The organism is Microbispora triticiradicis (genome assembly GCF_005864065.1).
In the GTDB taxonomy this organism is placed as follows: Bacteria; Actinomycetota; Actinomycetes; order Streptosporangiales; family Streptosporangiaceae; genus Microbispora; species Microbispora triticiradicis.
The window spans coordinates 117307-135947 of the sequence record NZ_VANP01000016.1 but is presented as its reverse complement, the minus strand read 5'-3'; the positions used below and the strand labels follow the sequence as shown (position 1 = coordinate 135947).

Sequence of the window (18641 nt, the reverse complement as noted above, 5' to 3'; positions counted from 1 at the left end):
CCCTCCTCGGCGCCTTCTATTTCCGGCCGGTGCTCCGATGTCGCCCTGGCTGCGGCGTGCGCCGGACGCGGCATCATGAGGAGCGTGGACTCCTCTCTCGACACCCTGCCGAAGATCGGTGCGCCGGCGACGCGGGCCCTGGGCAACGCCGGTTACACGGCCCTGCGTGACCTTGTGGGGGTGCCGCGTGCCGAGCTGGCCAAGCTGCACGGCATGGGGCCGAAAGCGCTCGACATCATCCAGAGTGCGCTCGAGCAGCACGACCTGAGCCTGGGCTAGCCGTCGCTGGAGTAGCAGCACCCCGTCCCCGGCGTCAGGCCGGAGCCTCCCGCGGCCACAACCGGACCAGGAACCGCTCCCGCGGATCCGCACAGGGATCACCTTCCGTCGTGATCGATCTGAGGTGTGGGTCAGGCCGGTGCGAATCCGAAGATGATGTGGCCCTCCTCGTCGGGTAACCGGCCGAGCAGGGTCGTGCGACCGGCCACTGTGCCCGGCTCCGGGCCGGCGATGTCCAGGGTGGCGGCCGCCCACCATTTCGTCTTCGCGTCCCAGGCGGTCATGAGCAAGGATTTCTCGTCGTACCAGCCGACATTGCCGTACGGCCGATCAGTGTAGAGGCGGTTCGCGGGGTACGCCCCGAGGAGTTCTCCCTGCCGCGAGCCCCAGACACACACCTGGTCGTCATCGCGGCCTCGGGGACAGTGGGTCACCATTCGTTCTTCCGATGGCGAGAATGCGCCCATTCCGTACTGCCCGAGCAGTCCGACCCGTTCGAACGCCCGTTCCTTCCGGCCCTTGACGCTGAAGAACCGGACGTCGAGCGGATCTTCCTGCCCGAAGTTACCGGCTACGCTGCCGTCTGGTCCCCACTGGTAGGGAGCGGTGGCGCCCAGAGCGAGAACCGTGGGCTTCAAGGCGGGCAGGCTGACCATCACGGCGTCCGCCCCGCGCGGATAGTTGTACTTACCTCTCGCGTCGACCGGAGCCTCCGTGAAGAGCAATGTCGTGCTCGTCCTGTTCCATTGCAAATTTGTGGCGAATACGGTGCCCGGTACGTCGATGACCTTTCTCTTCGCGCCTGCTCGGTCCATGACGACCACGTCGGCGCCGGGCACCGTGCGCATGTCGACGCCCGCGATCCACCTGCCGTCGGGGGAGACCGCGACATCCAGGTAGTCGCTCCCGAAGCCCACGGGAGTCGCGAAGCACCGGCGATCGGGCTGCCACAGATATGTCCTCGGATTCGGGCGGTCCCCTTTCGGAGGTTCGAACCCGATCACCGTCGTCGGCCCGGTGAGGTCGTGGAGCAGACTGATGCGGGACTCGGGGAACCGGGTGGCCCTGCCCGGCCGTCCGGTCCGCGAGACCTCGGATCCTCCCCGTTCCCCGGCCGGGCACGCGCCGGTGGTCGAGAGGCGAGCCGTCATCGCCGGGAGGAAGGTGACGGCAAGGACGACGACGAGAGCGGCGGTGACGACGGCCGCACGTCGCGTGAAGCGCGGGCGGGATCGACGGAATCCCGGTTCCGCCCTCGACGGCGGGACCTCGGCACCCTTCGGCGGAGTCTCCGCGGAACCCCGGTACGCGCGGTTCCGCCCCAGAACGAGTGCGCCGCCGTCGTCCCGGGTGCTGAGGTGCGGCTGCGGCAGGCCGCGGCTGCGCATCTCTCGCCGGACGCTCGCGAAGACGGAACGCACGTCGAGGTACGGCCCCGCTCCGGGAATCCCGTTCTCCAGAGCCGAGATCAGGGCCCCGCTGAACGCCGTGTGGCGGTCCCCGGGATTCGCCCGGGCCCTGGCGTAGTCGGAGGTCGCCGTGAGCACGCAGGCGCCTTCGATGGGAGCCTGATGCGCGAGTTCCCGGTCCTCCTCCGAACCGTCGAGGTAGGCGTTCGAGTGCGCGCGGCCGGAATAGCAGCAGTCCAGGATGACGACCTTGCGCCGCGAGCCGGCGCCGCGCACCGCACGGCGGACCTCCTCGTACGGGAGCGCCGTGAAGTGTTCCCGTCTTTTCGTTCCCGGTAGGGCGAGCAGCAAGTTGTCGTTGTCGTCCTCGTCCAGAAAGCCGTGTCCGACGTAGTAGACGACCAGGGTGTCGGTGGCCTGGCTCGCCACCTCGTGGATCTGGCTCAGTACGGCGTTGCGGCTCAATCCGCGCTTTCCATCCAGGACCGCGACATTGCGGTCTGGGATTCCCCAAATCATCTCATCGCAGAAGATGGCCATCAGTCGCCGTAAATTGGTGGGTGCGGCGGGAATCCGCGCGAAATCCACAAATGAGGAGAATCCAATGAGAATCAGACGGGACTGGGCGGGATCAGGTATCGCCACCTCGGGGCCCCTCGAGCGCGCGTACGACCCGTTCCAGCTCTTCCCTCGAACTGCCCTGCAGCTCGACGCGCACTCCCTCTCTCTCGACGGAGACCGTCCACTTCGTCGACCGGCCGTCCCTCCAGGCGGCGATCGAGACGAGTAACGCGCCGAGCGCACCGGCGCCGTCGACGACCGCCAGGATCGCGTCGAGACCGGGTCCGAGCTCGTCAGCCGCCGGAGGATCGCCTTCGCAGGCCGACAGCTTCGCCAGCCGGCTCAGGTCGGGGTCATGCCTGAGGGCCCGGTACAGGGCCCTGGTCTCCGCGCCGGTGTCGGCTTCGACCCGAATGAGTACATTCGCCATAGCCGGGGACCCCCCTTTTCATCTCACACCCCGTTCACACGGCCTCTCCACGCGTGGCTGTCGCCCGGACGAGTAAAACAGAAGAAATGACCCCGCGTCTGCTCTCCGGAAATCCCCGTCGTCGAAATTCATGCATCACCAGATATCGCGGTGAACCAGGACTTGGTCGCTTTTCCAACCGATTGGTGAGCGCTCGGCCGCATCGCGTGCCGGTCGGCGCCGACGGCGGGACCGGTGTACGCGGGTGGGGCGGGGGGTCACCGGAGCGGGCGGCCTTCGCGGCGGTCGCCGCGCAGGTGCAGGTAGGCGCGCTCGATGCGGCCGACCAGCCGCCCCGCGCCGTACGCCGGGAGGCTCCAGACGCCGTCGACCTGGACCAGGCGCACCCCGGGGGAGTCGAGCCACCTCAGCACGCACTCGGTCTCCTCGGCGCTGGCGGCGGGGGTCGGGCCGGGGCCCGGCGTCACCGTCTCGGCCGTGGCGACCAGCGCGTCCACGTACGGCGTGGGGTGGGCGCCCCGCGGCATGACGCCGGCGGCGGCGAGCCTGCCGTACCGGACGACGTGGATGTCCCAACCACCGCCGAAGGCGGGGCTGGCCGCGACCATCTGGGGGATGCCGGTCAGCGAGCGCAGGCGCTGCATGCGCGCCGCGGCCCGGACGTAGGCCGCGAGCCGGTCGCGGTCGACGGCCGCCTCCTCGTACCGCTGCTCGGCCGCCAGGCGCCGCATGCGCGCCTCCATCGCGGAGAAGACGACCTCGGCGTCCTGCTCCATGGCGTGCCTGGCGCGGCCGGCGTGCCGGGAGTAGGTCTCCTCGCTCTCCCGTCCCTCGCAGGGCGCGCCGCAGCGGCCGATCTCCGCGAGCGCGCAGGCGGGCCGCCGCACCCGGGCCGACAGCCGTTCGGTGCACTGGCGCAGCGGCAGCGCCTCGTGCATGGCCGTGCGCGCGTCGTCGGCCGTGCGGCTGCTGCCGAACGGCCCGAGGTAGGCCGCCCCGTCGTCGCGCACCTCCCGGACGACGCTGAGCCGCGGGAACGGCTCGTTCGTCAGCTTCAGCCAGACCACCCGCTCCGGGAAGCGTGACCTCCTGTTGTAGCGGGGCTTGGTCGCCCCGATCATCCGCAGTTCCCGGATCTCCGCCTCCAGCGCGGTCGCGCACACGATGGTCCTGACCCGCTCGGCGATGCCGACCATCTCGCGGATGCGCGACCGCGTCTCGCTCGCGGTGAAGTAGCTGCGCACCCGGTTGCGCAGGTTGGAGCTCTTGCCGATGTACAGCGCCTCGCCCCTGGCGTCCTCGAAGACGTACACGCCCGGCGCGCCGGGCACGCCGTCGGCGAGGTGCCGCTTGCGCTGCTGCTCCTGCGTGGGGGCGCGCACGAAGCCGCGCAGCTCCTCCAGTGTGTGCACGCCGAGCGAGCCGACCCGGGCGATGAGGCCGTGCAGCACGTCGACCGTGGCCTTGGCATCGGCCAGCGCCCGGTGGCAGGGCTCGGTGGAGCTGCGGAAGACCCGTGCGAGGGTGCCGAGCTTGCAGTTGGGGGTCTCGTCGCGGGTGAGCACCCGGCGCGCGAGGTCGGCCGTGTCCACGACGGGGTTGGCCGGGGGCGGGTAGCCGCCCGCCTGGCAGGCCGCCTTCAGGAACGACATGTCGAACGGCGCATTGTGCGCCACCAGCGCCGCCCCCGCGATGAACTCCAGGAAGCTCGGCAGCACCTCGGGAAACTTCGGCGCGGCCATGACCATCGCGTCGGTGATGCCGGTGAGTACGGAGATGAACGGCGGGATCGGTCCGCCGGGGTCGACCAGCGTGGCGAACTCGCCGATCACCTCGCCGCCGCGGACCTTCACCGCCCCGATCTCCGTGATGGCGTGCTCCGCGGCCGATCCGCCGGTGGTCTCCAGGTCGAAGACGACGAACGTCACCTCCCGCAGGGGAGTGCCGAGCTCGTCCAGCGTGCCCTGTACCGCGTCCACGCAAAGACCATAAAGATTCCGACCGACATTTGCCCTCCCGGGCGGTGCGGGAGCGGGCCTCGGGGCGGTCCGGCCGTCCGGTCCGCCTGGCCGGACCGCCCCGGGAGGGGGCTAGCCGGATGGGGCTAGCCGAAGGTCACGACGAGGCGGCCGTCGGAGGCGAAGGACCAGCGCGGGGCGCCCCGGTAGGAGGAGCAGCGGGACCCGTTCGAGCCGGACCAGAACTGGTTCGAGCTGTCGGAGTTGCCGACGATCTTGTCGTTCGATCCGCTGCCGCTGCGGCACGAGGTGTTGTTGCGGAACACCGAGGTGCCCGCGTCGAAGGAGTAGTTGCGTTCGGCGTTGTCGACGCCGACGTTGTCCGAGATCGTCATCGTGCCGGGGTTGCGGTTGTAGGTGAACCCGTGGTGGCCGTTGTGATAGGCGATGTTGCGGCGGATGACGTGGTTGACCCCGATGTCCTCGCCGCCGAGCTTGTAGCCGTTGCGGTCGCCGTTGCCGGCCTGGCTGCCGTCGGTGAGGGTGCCGTTGTTGTAGGCCAGCGAGTCCTCGATGGTGACCGGCCCGATGGCTCCGGTGTCCGTCTTGGTGTAGAGGTCCCAGCCGTCGTCGATGTTGTTGTGGGACACGTCGTAGCGGAAGACGTTGCCGTTGCCGACGGTGAGCTTCGCGGCGAAGCCGTCGGCGTCCTCGCCGTCGGAGTCGGCGTTGTCGTGCGACTCCGAGCTCACCACGAGGTTGTTGGACGGCCACTGGGCGCGGGGGGTGTCGGAGGCGATCCGGCCGAGCTGCAGTCCGGTGTCCCGGTTGAACCGCGTCACCGTGCGCTCGATGATGTTGTTGCTGCCGCCGACGTAGATCCCGTTGTCACCAGCGCGCTGGACGACGATCCCGTAGACGTGCCAGTACGACCCGTTCAGGGCGAGTCCCCGGTTCGACGAGGACTGGCTCTGCGCCGAGAAGTTCAGCACCGGGGTCTCGCCGGGGTAGGCGGACAGCTTCTTGCGGGCGCTCGACGTGCCGTTGTTCCCCCCCCGCGATGGTGACCGTCTGCGAGAGGTTGTACGTCCCGCCGCGCAGGTAGATCGTCCCGCCGGCGGGGACGCGGGTGATCGCCGAAGCGAGCGTCGTCGGGTCCGAGATCGTCCCGGACGCGCCGGCGGAGCCGCTCGGCGACACGTACAGCGCGGAGCCGGACGGCCCCGTGGGCGTGGACGTCGGAGTCGACGTGGGGGTCGAGGTGGGCGTCGACGTCGGGGTCGACGACGGCGTCCATGTGGGGGTGGCCTGGGGGGTGCGCGTGGGGGTCGCGCTCGGGCTGACCTTGATGGTGGTGCAGGTGACGCCGTTCAGGGTGAACGAGGTCGGGTTGGGGTTGGCGCCGGACCAGGTGCCGTTGAAGCCGATCATCACCGAGTCGCCGGTGGCGATGGCGGCGTTGTAGTCCACGTTCGTGGCGGTGACGTTCTGCCCGCTCTGGCTGTAGGTGGCCGACCAGCCGACGTCGACCTTCTGGCCGGGGTCGAGGAAGGCGAACCCGAGGGTCCAGCCGTTGATCGCGCTGCCCGAGTTCTGGATCGTGATGCTCGCGCTGAACCCGTGCCACCACTCGCCGGCGGTGTAGGTCACGGCGCAACCGGTCGCGGCCTGGGCGGGCGCCGTGGCGACCAGCGCCGCCGCGGCGAAGGTGACCGCCGCCGCCCCGGCGGCCAGGCGAGCCACACGGGCCCGGGGGATGGTGGGGCGCATCGAATCTCCTCAGTGACGTGTGACGCCGTGTCGAGGCCCGGGAGATGCCCGCCCCGGCCGGCGACGGCCGGTCGGCCCCCCGCCGCCGCGGAGCCGCGTTCGAAGTGCCCGTACCGTAAGTTTCACCGGGGAGTTAGTCAACGCGTCAAACTTATTCCGCGCAGTGTGCTGCGGGAACGCCTGAAACGAGCGGCCCGTTCTTTCATTTCCCGCCCGCCCGCCCGGGCCGAAGGCGGGCGGCCGCGCGTCAGGCTCCGGGCACGGGGGAGGCGGCGGGGGACGCCCGCCACTCGCGCGCCAGCATCCCGTAGATCAGTTCGTCGCTCCACGCGCCGGCGAAGAACTCGTTCTCGACCAGACGGGCCTCCAGGCGCATGCCGAGCCGTTCCATCAACCGGGCGGACGAGGTGTTGCGCGCGTCGCAGTTGCCGTGGATCCGGTGCAGCCCGAGGCCCTCGAACCCGATGCGGAGAATCTCCCGGGCCGCCTCCGTCGCGAGGCCCCGGCCCTGGCAGGCCGGGTTGAAGACGAAGCCGATCTCGCCCTGGCGGTGCTCCCGGCTGCGCAGGAACAACGTGAGGTCACCGATCACCGGCCCTCCGCCGCTCAGCGCGGCGGCCACGCTGAGCGCGTCGCCGTCCGCGCCGAGACCCGCGCAGGCGATCTTCCGGTCGAGCGCCGCCTTCGTCTCCTCCCGCGTACGGGCGTCCCAGTAGAGGTAACGCGTGACCTCGGGAAGCGAGTGGAAGGCGTGCAGGTCGTCGAGGTCCGCCTCCGTGAAGGGACGCAGGACCAGCCGGGGGGTGACGATCGGGTAGGGCGGGGTGAACACGCCGACGAGCGTACGGACCGGACCGCGGCACGCGCCAGCGGACCGCCGCCCGGCCCGGTGACAGATCATGAACAGGACATGGACACGGTGCGACGGCCGTACCCTTGAAGAAGGACAAGAACAGAGGACTGTCTCGCAGATCTTGCCGCGTGAGGGGCGCCGGACCGGCGCGTCGCGAGGCCTCGCCTCGTGGAGCCCGGTCCCGGATTCTCACACCCGGGGGCGACAGCACCGCGAGGCGCCGCCGGGCGATCCCGGCCGGCGACAGGTCTGCAGGACACGGCCGAGGAGCGACGAGATGAGTTCAGCCGGAGAAGGCCTCTCTCGTCCGTTGCCGGAGCAGGTCCGCTTACACGTGGTGGAGGTCGCGGCGCAGGTGCTGGGCACGATGCCCGCCGCGTCCGTGCCGCCGCCGCTGCGCGGCATCGCCAGGTTCGACCCGCGCAAGCGCGCCCGCCTGGGCAGCGCCCCGATCGCGGCCCAGCTGGAGAACGACAAGGAGTTCCGCGAGCAGGTCGCCGAGGCGCTGGAGGCGGCCTGGCCCGAGCTGGTGGCGAGTCTCGCCGAGGGGACGGTGCCGCCGGCGGCCGAGCCGGTGCTGGTCGCGGCGGCGGCCTATCTGACCCGGCCGCCCGGCTGGCCGGACCTGGTCGAGCAGGCGCGGGCCGACCTGGAGCAGTCGGCCGCGGCGGGTACGCAGCGGGAGCAGGCGGAGACGCGGCTGCGTGAGCAGCTCGCGGCGCAGCGCGCGTCCGCCAAGGAGGAGATCGACCGGGTTCGCGAGCAGCTCAAGGCGGCCCGCGCGGAGAACTCCGACCTGAGACGCAAGCTGCACGACGCGCGTGAGCGGGTCAAGGCGGCCGAGGCCAGGGCGGCCGAGCTGGAGGCCGAGACGGCCGAGGCGCGAGCCAGGTCGGCGAGCGCCAACGGCGCGGCGGAGACCGAGCTGCGCAGGCTCAGGGAGCGCCTGGCGGACACCGAGCGCCAGCTGGAGGCCAACCGCCGCGCCGCCCGCGAGGGCCGCAGCATGGAGGACGCGCGCGTACGGGTGCTGCTGGACGCCCTGCAGGACGCGGCCGCGGGGCTGCGCAAGGAGCTCGGCCTGCCGACCACCATCAACAGACCGGCCGACTACGTGAGCGCGGTCGTGCCGGGCGAGCCCGGCGTGACGGCGGTGCCCGCGCGGGCGCTGGCGAACGACGACCCCCAGCTCCTCGACCAGCTCCTCGCCCTCCCCAACCTGCACCTGATCGTCGACGGCTACAACGTGACCAAGACCGGCTATCCGTCGCTGACCCTCGCCGACCAGCGCGCCCGCCTGCTCACCGGGCTGGGCGGCCTCGCCGTGCAGGCGCGCGTGGAGGTGACGTGCGTCTTCGACGGCGCCGAGCTGAACGGGCCCGTGCAGGTCTCCGCGCCGCGCGGGGTGCGGGTGATGTTCAGCGCGCCCGGCGAGATCGCCGACGACCTGATCCGCACGCTCGTGCGCGCCGAGCCGCCGGGGCGCGGCATCGCGGTCGTCTCCTCCGACCGCGAGGTGGCCGAGTCCGTGCGCCGCATGGGCGCCCGGCCGGTGCCCTCGCTCCTGCTGCTGCGGCGTCTCGGCCGCGGCTGATCCCGTCCGGCACGCTCCGTACGAGAGCCGATCCGGTGAGTGATGACTGCCGCGAATAGCTGCGAATAGGTTGAAGCGTCAAGATCGCCTAGATAGAGTCGCGCCGCAGGTTTCGTTGATCCCGAGGGGGCCCGAGTGCAAGGGCGTGTGCCGGTGGCCGCCGTTTTGGCCGCCGTGGTCCTGCTGACGCCGCTGACGGGCGCGCAGGCCGATCCAAAGCCCACCCTCGCCCAGGCCAAGGCGAAGCTGAACCGGCTGAACTCGCAGGCGGACAAGCTCGTGGACCGCTACAACGCGGCCAGTGAGAAGTGGAAGTCGGCCAGGAAGAAGTACCTGGCGCTGAACGACGACTACAAGAAGCAGAACGCGCGGGTCGAGGCGCTGCGCTCGGGGCTGGTGACGATGGCGGTCAGCAGCTACCAGGTGGGCGGCATCGGGACGTGGGGCGTCTTCTACAACCCCGATCCCGACACCATGCTCAGCGGTCTCGCCACGTACAACCACATCTCCGCCGAGCGCATCGGGCGGCTCCAGCAGTACGAGGGCGCGATCCAGGGCCTCAAGGACCGGCGGGACGAGACGAAGACCGTCTACGCCGAGGCCACCAAGGTCAGGGGCGAGCTCGCCGACGAGAAGAAGAAGGTCGACAAGCTCGTCAACGAGCAGATGAAGCTGCTCCGCTCGCTCGGTACCTACAACCCCGGCAACCCCAACAGCGCGGGCGTCGCCTACAAGGGCCCGGCGTCGGGCAACGCCCTGTCGGCGCTCCAGTTCGCCTACAAGCAGGTCGGCAAGCCGTACCGCTACGGGGGCAGCGGGCCGGACTCCTGGGACTGCTCCGGCCTCGTCCAGGCCTCCTGGGCGGCGGGAGGGGTCAGCCTGCCGCGTACGAGCTACGAGCAGTGGGCGTGGGGCGCGAGCCGCCGCGTGTCGCTCGACGCGCTCCAGGCGGGAGATCTGCTCTTCCACGCGGGCTACGGCCACGTGGGCCTGTACGCGGGTGACGGCAAGGTCGTCCACGCCCCGCAGACCGGCGACGTTGTGAAGATTGTCACACTGGCGGACTACCACGCGATCGGCGCCGTCCGCCCCTGAAGCCCGCGATGTGATCTTTGTTCCGGCTGTGAGCTAAGTGCCTTATTTGGACATTGCGATGGCTGATGTGAGCAGAGTCACACATGGTCTTTTGTGACGTGGGTAAGCTGCGGTTTCTCGCGCGCGGCCGTCGTTATCCGATCTTTATGCGCCGGGATGGCTTTGCCGGGAGCCGCCTGATCTGGGTAGCTTCTGGGCCGCGGTGAGCACGCCTCGCCGCGGCGAGCCCGGTCCGGCCGGCCGGGCCCGCGTCATCCACCGTCGCCGGCGCCGTCCGTCTACTTGCTCCCCCCAGGGGATTTCCGGGCGCCGACGACCTGCCGAGTCCGTGCAGTCAGGAGGCACGGAGCCGGGGAACCATCGACCTTCCTCCCGAAGGTCCGGGGTGAATCGGCGCGTCCACGCGCCGTAGGGCGACTTCCCCGCCCGAACCCGTCAGCTAACCCGGTAGGCGTACGCGGAAGATCCAAGGAGAGATCCTGTCTACCACCCCCGCTAGCCTGTCCCGTCTTGCCCGAATTGCCCTCGGAGGTGCCGCTTTGACGGCATCCGTGGGAGTCGCCGGTGCGCAGCCGGCGTCGGCAGACCCGGTGACGGTCACGGTCATCAAGGTGACCACGCAGACGAACACGAGGTCCGCCACCACCGCGGCGGCCAAGAAGGCCACGAAGAAGTCCACGAAGAAGGCGGCGGCCAAGCGGAAGAAGCTCAGCCGGGCCGCGCTCCAGCTGGCCAAGGCGCAGCGAGCGGTCAGGACCGCGAGGAAGCACATCGGCGACCCCTACCGCTACGGGGCCAGCGGTCCCGGCTCGTTCGACTGCTCGGGCCTGGTCACCTACGCCTGGCGCAAGGCCGGCGTACGGCTGCCGCGCACGACGTGGTCCATCCGCAGCGCCGTGCGGACGAAGGTGTCCTGGGGCCACTTCAAGCCCGGCGACCTCATCTTCACCAGCGGCGGCGGCCACGTCGGCATGTACGTCGGGCACGGCAGGATGATCCACGCCCCGCACAGCGGCACGCGGGTCAGGATCGACAGGCTCGACTCCTACCGCAGGGCGACCTTCGTGGGCGCCGTACGCCCCGGCGCCTGATCCGTCCCCCCGGTGCCGAGCCCGTCGTCGCCGGCACCGCTCCACGGCTCCGTCCCCTCTCACAGGTGGGCGGAGCCGTGGCGTTCCCTCGTTACGATGCTCCCCATGGCCTCGGTCCCGCCGGCGCCGCGCCCGCCCATCCCGTACGGCAGGCCCTCGCGAGCGCCGAGGGCCCGGTGAGAACGCGCGGCGGACGGTCGGCGTCCGTGGCCGTCGTGCTGGCCGCGCTGCTGGCCGGTACGGCCGCCGCCGCGCCGCCCGACCCCCTGTCGCCCCTGCTGTCCCAGGCCCGTGCCGCCGTGCGCGAGCAGCCCGGCATGTGGACGGGGGCCTCCGTCGCCCGCGGCGAGCGCGCCGTCGTCGTCGGCGCGCCGCGAAGGCTGGTCGCCGAGGTCGCCCGGCTGGCCGGCCGGGCCGACCGCACGGTCACGAGGGTCTGGGGAGAGCACGGCGGCGCGGTGATCCTCGTGCCCCGCACGGAGGAGCAGGCGGCCGTCCTGGCCGCCCCCGCGGTGGTCGGCGGCCTGGCGGCCGTCGCGACCGGTGACCGGGTGATCGTGCAGCCCGCCGCGTTCGCCCGCCTGTCCGCGATCGGCCGCCAGGTCGTCGTGACCCACGAGCTCACGCACGTCGCGGCCTCCGGGCCCCGCGCGGTGCCGATGTGGCTCCTGGAGGGCTTCGCCGACTACGTGGGTTACCTCGACAGCGGCCTGCCCGTTCATGTGGTCGCGGCCGAACTCGCCGCGGAGCTGGCCGCCGACCCGCGGGCCGGCGGCGGAGCCGGAGCGGAAGGCGCCCCGCAGGCCGGCACCGAGGCCGGTACTACGCCCGGTACCGATGCCGGTACCGATGCCGGTACCGATGCCGGTACCGATGCCGGTACTGGGGCCGGTACCGGGGCCGGTACTGGGGCCGGTACCGGGGCCGGCGCGGCGGCCGGGGCGCCCCTGGCCCGCCTGCCGGAACCCGCCGACTTCGCCGCCAGGCCCGCCCAGGCGTACGAGGAGGCCTGGCTGGCCTGCCGTTACATCGCCGCCCGCTTCGGCGAGCGGAGGCTGGTCGCTCTCTACCGCGCCGCGCTGCGCGAGGACGCCGACGCCGCGCTGCGGAACGTCCTCGGGCTGACCACCGCCGAGCTGACCCGCCTCTGGCGGTCCTCCGTACGGGCCGAGCTGGCCCGGTCCTGATCACGGCCCTGATTCCGGTCCTGGTTCCGGGGCGGGCGAGCGGCGGAAGGGGCCTGCGAGAATGCGATCTCGGGCGGGCCGCGTGGCCGTGGACCGTCCGCCGCGCCGATACCGGGGGTGAGGATGGCGAACAGGACGTTGATCGTCACGAACGACTTCCCGCCCAGACCGGGAGGCATCCAGGCGTTCGTGCACGGCCTCGCCTCCCGCAGGCCGCCCGGCTCGGTCGTCGTGTACGCGCCGCGGTGGAAGGGGTGTGAGGAGTTCGACGCCCGCCAGCCGTACGAGGTGGTCCGTCATCCCTCGACCCTCATGCTGCCGACGCGCGCGGTGGCGGGCAGGGCTGCGGCGCTGGTCGAGGACGGCGCCACCGTCGTCTTCGGCGCCGCCGCGCCGCTCGGCCTGCTCGCTCCCGCCCTGCGTGCCGCCGGCGCGGCGCGGATCGTCATGCTGACGCACGGGCACGAGGCGTCCTGGGCGCGACTGCCCGGTGCCCGCGGCGTGCTGCGCCGGATCGGGACGGGCGCCGACGTCGTGACCTACCTCGGCGAGTACACCCGCGGTCTGCTCGCCCCGGTGATCCCGGCGCCCCGGCTCGTACGGCTCGCTCCGGGCGTGGACACCGGCGCCTTCCGTCCCGGCGCGGGCGGCGGGCGGGTCCGGGCGGCGCTCGGCCTGGGAGACCGGCCGGTGGTCGTCTGCGTCTCCCGGCTGGTGCCTCGCAAGGGGCAGGACGTCCTGCTGCGGGCCTGGCCGCACGTCCTGCGCCGGGTGCCCGGAGCGGTGCTGCTGCTGGTCGGCGGGGGGCCTTCGCGGCGGTCGCTGGAGCGGGCGGTCGCCGGCGCCGGGCCGCGCGGGTCGGTGGTGATCACCGGGTCGGTCCCGTGGGCCGATCTCCCGGCCCACTACGACGCAGGGGACGTGTTCGCCATGCCGTGCCGCAGCAGGTTCGGAGGGCTTGACGCCGAAGGGCTCGGCATCGTCTACCTGGAGGCGTCGGCGACCGGGCTGCCGGTGGTCGCCGGTTCCTCGGGAGGCGCCCCCGACGCCGTACTGCACGGCGAGACCGGCCTGGTGGTCGACGGAAGGTCGCACACGGCGGTGGCCGGCGCGCTGTGCGACCTGCTGTCCGACCCGGCCCGCGCCCGCGCGATGGGTGAGCGGGGCCGGGCCTGGATCGAGGAGGAGTGGGGCTGGGAACGCGTCGCGGCCCGGTTCGCCGCGCTGCTGTGACAGGCCCCTTGAGAAGCCCGGTGTGAGAGCCGCCGCGACGGCCACCCGCGGCCGGTGAGGGTCGGCGGGGTCCGTGCGCGTGTCCGTGGTTCGTGCCGGTGGTTCGTGTCGGTGGTTCGTGTTCGCGGCCGGTGAGTGCGGCCTGCGACCGGGGCTGTCGGGCGGGGGAGCCCTCAGCCGGTGAAGACCTCCACCAGCAGGAACCCGTTCAGCGCGCTGATCACGGCGGCGACGGCGACACCGGCGGCGGTGGTCGCCCGGCGGTTGACCAGATCGCCCATGAGGGCGCGGCGGGCGGTGAACACGACGAGCGGGACCAGGGCGAACGGGATGCCGAAGGACAGCGCGACCTGACTCAGGACGAGCGCACGGGTGGGGTCCATCCCCACGGCCAGGATCGCCATGGCCGGAAGGACCGTGACCAGGCGGCGCGCCAGGAGCGGCACGCGGCGGCGCAGGAAGCCCGCCATGATCACCTGCCCGGCGTACGTGCCGACGCTGGAGGAGGCCAGGCCGGAGGCGAGCAGGGCGAGCGCGAAAGCCACCGCCGCCCCGGGGCCGAGGATCTCGCCGAGCCCGGCGTGGACGGCCTCCAGCCCCGCGAGATCGCTCCCGTCGAAGGTCGCGGCGGCGACGGTGAGCATCGCCATGTTCACCAGCCCCGCCGTGCCGAGCGCGACGGCGATGTCTACGCGGCTGGCCTGGAGGGCCGCCCGGCGCGGGTCCCAGGCACCGCGGTTCCGGGCGAGGGCTCGGGGCCGCTCGGTGCGAGCCCCGTGGTGTTGTGTGACGGGCCCGTGGTGTTGTGTGACGGGCCCGTGGTGCTGTGCGAGAGCTCTTCCCTGGTGCTGGGTCAGTGCGGAGTGCAGGTAGACGACGTGCGGCATGACGGTCGCTCCGACGATCCCGGTCGCCAGCAGCAGGCTGTCCGGCCCGGCGAGGCGGGGCACGAAGCCGCCCGCCACGCCCGCGAGGGACCCCGACAGCATCACCTGGTAGGCGAAACCGGCCAGCACCACGGCGAGCATCACCGCCACGGTCACCTCGAACCGGCGGCGTCCCCGCGGCGCCATCAGGAGCAGCAGCGAGGAGACCAGCGCGGTGATCGCGGCGGCGGGCAGCAGCGGCACGCCGAACAGCAGGTTCAGCGCGACCGCCCCGCCGATGAACTCGGCCAGGTCGGTGGCGACCGCGACCATCTCGGCCTGCGCCCACAACAGCAGGCTCACCGCCCGCGGCAGGTGGTCGCGGCACAGTTCGGGAAGGTTGCGGCCGGTGGCGATGCCGAGCTTGGCCGACAGCGCCTGCACGAACATGGCCAGCACGTTCGCGACGGCGATCACCCAGAGCAGCATGGTCCCGTAGCGCGCCCCGCCGGACATGTTGGTCGCGAAGTTGCCGGGGTCGACGTACGCCACGGCGACGACGAACGCGGGACCGCACAGACCGGCCAGCCGCGCCAGGCGTCCCGGCGACGGCGGCCGTCCCGCCGCCGTTACGGCGGAGACGGTCTGTACGGACCCTGACCCGGACCCGGGCATCGACGCGGGAGCGGGAGCGGGCATGGGCGTGCTGCGGCGGTGGTCGGGCAAGGGAAGCCTCGCTGAGGAGAGGTTTGGACGGTGGCGACGCTCACCCGTCCCGGCGTCGCGCCGGGACGGGCGGAAGGCGGTTCTGGCGGGTCCGCCGGGAGGCCGGGCGGGAGCGGCCCGGGGCTTCAGGTGAGCTTGTCCTTGAGCTTGCCCATGGGGCCGACCTCGGTGCCGAGGGCGGGGCCCTGGGGCTCGCCCATGCTGCCGTCGTAGGTGTCGTACAGCTTCGGGTCGGGCGGCGGGGCCTGGGCGAGCCCGCCGAGCGGTTCGGGGTTGAGGAGATACGAGAACTGGTGGCGGCCGTCGGGCTGCGGCCCGCTCGCCCAGCCGCCCGCCTGCGCCTCGATGCCGTCGGAGAGGTCCCAGATCGTCTCCGCGTGCTCGGCGTGCTCCTCGTCGAACAGGTCGTCGGGCACGACGACGTCCTCCAGGCCGTCCGACTGGAGTTCCTCGATGGCCTTCAGCCACAGGTTCTGGTGCAGGGTGTCGCGGGCGAGGTTGAACTTCAGCATGTCCTTGACGCCGGGGTCGTCGGTCATGTGGTAGAGCCGGGCGGTCTGCAGCCGGCCGTGCGCCTCGGCCGCGACGTTGGCCCGGAAGTCGGCCAGCAGGTTGCCGCTCGCCACGATGTAGCGGCCGTTCCAGGGATACCCGTTGGCGTCGGCGGGCAGCGGCCCGCCCCCGGCCACGATGGCCTGCTGGGGGTCCATCCCGCCCAGCACCGCGCCGACCACCGGGTCGGCGGTCGCCATCTTCGTGACCGCCGTCGCGGGCGCGCCTTCCAGCAGGCGCGCGACCATCGTGGCGAGCATCTCGACGTGCCCGATCTCCTCGGTCGCGATATCCATGATCAGGTCCTTGTACTTGCCGGGCATCCGGCAGTTCCAGCCCTGGAACAGGTACTGCATCGTGACCGTCATCTCGCCGAACGCGCCCCCGATCAGTTCCTGGAGCTTGCGCGCGTACACCGGGTCGGGCTTTTCGGGCTTGGCCTCGAACTGGAGGTGCCGGGTGTGCCGGAACATATGACTCCTCGCGTCGGAAATCGCAGGGAGCCGCAGGCCTTACATGGGTTAAGGGCGCGCGACCCCGCTGGTGCGGTGGGTTGTTGGTGCGATGGGCCGGGGGGTCACGCATAAATCCCAACACGGGCCGCAACGGGACAGCAGGAGCGACACCTAACGAAGGACCAATGGTTGGGCAGGTGCCACCTATTGCCTACTCACACCGGCTCACACCGGCCTGTCAGCGGCTTCACGGGCACGCCGGCTTCGGGGGACCGCAGGCGTGCGGCGCCGGCCCAGGGCGCGTGAACGAGGCTCCGGTAGGTCGACTGCCGACGTACGCGGACACGGTCCCGGCGGCCCAGGGCGCGCGGAGGCGGGCCCGGCAGGTCGACGCCGACGTACGCGGACGCGGTCCGGGCGGGTCCGCGCGCGCGGACGCGGCGGGTAAGGGTGTGCGGAGGCGGCCCCGGCGGTTCGGCGGGCGCGGACTCGCCCCGGCGGGCCGAGTAGAGGGCATCCGCCGGGGCACGGTGGCGCGGGCGCCGCTGTCAGTGGCGCCTGTCGGTGGCGCCTGTCAGCAGCGCTCGGGGGCCTGTCAGTGGGCGTAGAGTTCGTCGATCTGCTTGGCGAAGTCGCGCATGACGAGGTTGCGCTTGACCTTCAGCGAGGGGGTCAGGTGGCCGCTCTCCTCGGTGAGGTCGGTGTCGAGGATCACGAACTTCTTGATCTGCTCGGCCTTGGAGACCATCCGGTTGGCGCCGTCCACGGCCTGCTGCACCTCGGCGAGGATTTCCGGGTCGGTGGTCGGGACCTCGCTCTTCCCGTTGGCCTGCTTCCACTGCTCCAGGGCCTCGGGGTCGAGCGTCACCAGCGCCCCGACGAACGGCTTGTCGTCGCCGACCACCATGACCTGGCTGACCAGGCGGTGCGCCCGGATGGCGTCCTCCAGCGGCGCCGGCGCCACGTTCTTGCCGCCCGCCGTGACCAGGATCTCCTTCTTGCGCCCGGTGATGCGCAGGTAGCCGTCGTCGTCGAGGCTGCCGATGTCCCCGGTGTGGAACCAGCCCTCCGGGTCGATGGTCTCCTTGGTGGCGCGCTCGTTGTTCCAGTAGCCGTCGAAGACATGGCGGCCCTTCACCAGGACCTCGCCGTCGTCGGCGATGCGGATGCTCACCCCGGGGAACGGCTTGCCGACCGTGCCGATCTTGTTGGCGCCCGGGATGTTGACCGTCGACGGCGCGCTGGTCTCGGTGAGCCCCCAGCCCTCGAAGACCTCGATGCCCACGCCGCGGAAGAAGTGGCCGAGCCGCTCGCCGAGGGCCGAACCCCCGGAGACCGCCGCCGTCAGCGCGCCGCCCGTCGCCGCCCGCAGCTTGCCGTACACGAGCCGGTCGAAGACCGCGTGCTTCAGCCGCACGCCGAGACCGGCCCCGCCGGAGCTTTCCGCCTTGCTCCACTCCACGGCGGCCCGTACGGCGGCGTGGAAGATCTTGCCCTTGCCCTCGTTCACGGCCTTCTGCTCGGCGGCGTTGTAGACCTTCTCGAACACCCGGGGCACGCCGAGCAGGAACGTCGGCTTGAACTCCCGCAGGTCGGGGGCGACGTTCTTCATGTTCGGGCTGTGCGCGAGCACGGTGCCGGTCTCGATCAGGACGATCTCGATCAGCCGGGCGAAGCTGTGCGCCAGTGGCAGGAACAGCAGGGCCGCCCGTCCCCGCACGTCGAACAGCGCCTCCAGCGGCCCCTGCGAGACGTTGCGGGCGGTGAAGAGCAGGTTGTCGTGGGTGAGGCGGCAGCCCTTGGGCATGCCGGTCGTGCCGGAGGTGTAGATGATCGTGGCGAGGTCCCGGCCGCCCCGGCTCGCCCTGCGCTCGGCCAGCGCGTCGTCGTCCACCTCGGCCCCGAGGCGCTCCAGTTCGGCGAACGCGCCGCCGTCGATCCGCCACAGCGACGGCAGCGCGGGCACGGCCTCGCGTACGGTCTCCTCGTGCGCGGCCGTCTCCACGATCGCGGCCTTGGCCCCGCTGTCGGTCAGGATCCACTTCACCTGGTCGGCGGAGGAGGTCTCGTAGACGGGCACCCCGACCGCGCCTGCCGCCCAGATCGCGTAGTCGGCGACCGTCCACTCGTAGCGGGTGCGCGACATCAGCGCGACGCGGTCGCCGGGCTCGATCCCGGAGGCGATCAGGCCCTTCGCGACGGCCGCGACCTGGTTCCTGAACTGCGCGGCGGTCACCGGCGTCCACGGCGCGTCCGCCGCCGCCCCGTCGTCCTTGCGGCGGATCACGACGGCGTCCGGCTCGTCCACGCCGCGCTGGAACACCACGTCGGTGCAGTTCGCGGACGGAGGCACGTCCACCAGCACGGGAACGCTGAACTCGCGCACGGTCACTCCTTCGCGCACGGCCCCGCGGCCTCCGCCGGACAGCGCCGGGACCGCGTGCGGACCATCACTCTTTGGGTCTCACTGGACGCTACCGTCCGAAGTTACGCAGGGGTAGATCCGTCACCCAGGCGTTATCCAGGGCGTCGTCCGGGCGTCGTGGCGAACGACATCCGGATCGAAAACGACGCTATCAGGG

The 18641-nt window shown here is 71.8% G+C and carries 15 protein-coding genes and 1 riboswitch; of the genes, 6 read left to right on the top strand and 9 right to left on the bottom strand.

Annotation, left to right across the window (positions count from 1 at the left end):
• The first annotated feature begins 84 nt into the window (after positions 1-84).
• The gene (locus FED44_RS30565; protein WP_138462857.1) at positions 85-279 is read left to right on the top strand and encodes a helix-hairpin-helix domain-containing protein; all 195 of its coding nucleotides are present in this window, start codon (positions 85-87) and stop codon (positions 277-279) included.
• Positions 280-410: 131 nt separating this feature from the next.
• Here the strand turns inward: FED44_RS30565 and FED44_RS30560 are convergent, their stop codons facing one another.
• From FED44_RS30560 to FED44_RS30535, 6 genes are all read right to left on the bottom strand, one after another.
• On the bottom strand, positions 411-2333 hold the full coding sequence (locus tag FED44_RS30560; RefSeq protein WP_138462856.1) for a caspase family protein: 1923 nt from the start codon (positions 2331-2333) through the stop codon (positions 411-413).
• Positions 2320-2679: an effector-associated constant component EACC1 gene (locus FED44_RS30555; protein WP_138462855.1), complete on the bottom strand. Its 360-nt coding sequence runs from the start codon at positions 2677-2679 to the stop codon at positions 2320-2322. The genes FED44_RS30560 and FED44_RS30555 overlap by 14 nt, the downstream gene beginning before the upstream one ends.
• A gap of 257 nt (positions 2680-2936) precedes the next feature.
• A complete protein-coding gene (locus FED44_RS30550; protein ID WP_138462854.1) occupies positions 2937-4658 on the bottom strand; it encodes a DEDD exonuclease domain-containing protein in 1722 nt (573 codons plus the stop codon).
• Positions 4659-4783: 125 nt separating this feature from the next.
• Complete coding sequence (locus tag FED44_RS30545; protein ID WP_244302408.1) at positions 4784-5629, bottom strand: right-handed parallel beta-helix repeat-containing protein; 846 nt, start codon at positions 5627-5629, stop codon at positions 4784-4786.
• A complete protein-coding gene (locus FED44_RS37795) occupies positions 5526-6407 on the bottom strand; it encodes a cellulose-binding domain-containing protein (protein WP_244302406.1) in 882 nt (293 codons plus the stop codon). The genes FED44_RS30545 and FED44_RS37795 overlap by 104 nt, the downstream gene beginning before the upstream one ends.
• Positions 6408-6654: 247 nt before the next feature.
• Positions 6655-7239 carry a GNAT family N-acetyltransferase gene (locus FED44_RS30535; RefSeq protein ID WP_138462853.1) on the bottom strand — a complete coding sequence of 195 codons (585 nt, stop codon included), beginning with the start codon at positions 7237-7239 and terminating at the stop codon, positions 6655-6657.
• Positions 7240-7537: 298 nt separating this feature from the next.
• On the opposite strand from FED44_RS30535, the gene FED44_RS30530 reads away from it, so the two are divergent.
• From FED44_RS30530 to FED44_RS30510, 5 genes are all read left to right on the top strand, one after another.
• Positions 7538-8854 (top strand): NYN domain-containing protein, encoded by a 1317-nt coding sequence (locus tag FED44_RS30530; protein ID WP_138462852.1) that lies wholly within the window; start codon positions 7538-7540, stop codon positions 8852-8854.
• A 153-nt stretch (positions 8855-9007) separates the two neighbouring features.
• A complete protein-coding gene (locus FED44_RS30525; protein WP_244302405.1) occupies positions 9008-9949 on the top strand; it encodes a C40 family peptidase in 942 nt (313 codons plus the stop codon).
• Positions 9950-10257: 308 nt separating this feature from the next.
• Positions 10258-10418, top strand: a riboswitch (cyclic di-AMP (ydaO/yuaA leader).
• 70 nt (positions 10419-10488) lie between these two features.
• Positions 10489-11040 carry a C40 family peptidase gene (locus FED44_RS30520; protein ID WP_244302403.1) on the top strand — a complete coding sequence of 184 codons (552 nt, stop codon included), beginning with the start codon at positions 10489-10491 and terminating at the stop codon, positions 11038-11040.
• 77 nt (positions 11041-11117) lie between these two features.
• Entirely contained in the window at positions 11118-12227 is a 1110-nt protein-coding gene (locus FED44_RS30515) for a hypothetical protein (protein WP_138462850.1), read from the top strand.
• 123 nt (positions 12228-12350) lie between these two features.
• The gene (locus tag FED44_RS30510) at positions 12351-13460 is read left to right on the top strand and encodes a glycosyltransferase family 4 protein (protein WP_138462849.1); all 1110 of its coding nucleotides are present in this window, start codon (positions 12351-12353) and stop codon (positions 13458-13460) included.
• 173 nt (positions 13461-13633) lie between these two features.
• Here FED44_RS30510 and FED44_RS30505 read toward each other — a convergent pair whose 3' ends face one another.
• The 3 genes from FED44_RS30505 to FED44_RS30495 form a co-directional block, all read right to left on the bottom strand.
• The gene (locus FED44_RS30505) at positions 13634-15052 is read right to left on the bottom strand and encodes an Nramp family divalent metal transporter (RefSeq protein ID WP_244302402.1); all 1419 of its coding nucleotides are present in this window, start codon (positions 15050-15052) and stop codon (positions 13634-13636) included.
• Between the two features lie 125 nt (positions 15053-15177).
• On the bottom strand, positions 15178-16077 hold the full coding sequence (locus FED44_RS30500) for a manganese catalase (RefSeq protein ID WP_117409201.1): 900 nt from the start codon (positions 16075-16077) through the stop codon (positions 15178-15180).
• A gap of 577 nt (positions 16078-16654) precedes the next feature.
• On the bottom strand, positions 16655-18445 hold the full coding sequence (locus FED44_RS30495; protein WP_138462848.1) for an AMP-dependent synthetase/ligase: 1791 nt from the start codon (positions 18443-18445) through the stop codon (positions 16655-16657).
• Positions 18446-18641 lie beyond the last annotated feature (196 nt).

Coding starts and splice junctions, on each gene's coding strand:
- FED44_RS37795 (WP_244302406.1), bottom strand. CDS start 6,407: ATGCGCCCCACCATCCCCCGGGCCCGTGTGGCTCGCCTGGCCGCCGGG.
- FED44_RS30500 (WP_117409201.1), bottom strand. CDS start 16,077: ATGTTCCGGCACACCCGGCACCTCCAGTTCGAGGCCAAGCCCGAAAAG.
- FED44_RS30530 (WP_138462852.1), top strand. CDS start 7,538: ATGAGTTCAGCCGGAGAAGGCCTCTCTCGTCCGTTGCCGGAGCAGGTC.
- FED44_RS30555 (WP_138462855.1), bottom strand. CDS start 2,679: ATGGCGAATGTACTCATTCGGGTCGAAGCCGACACCGGCGCGGAGACC.
- FED44_RS30510 (WP_138462849.1), top strand. CDS start 12,351: ATGGCGAACAGGACGTTGATCGTCACGAACGACTTCCCGCCCAGACCG.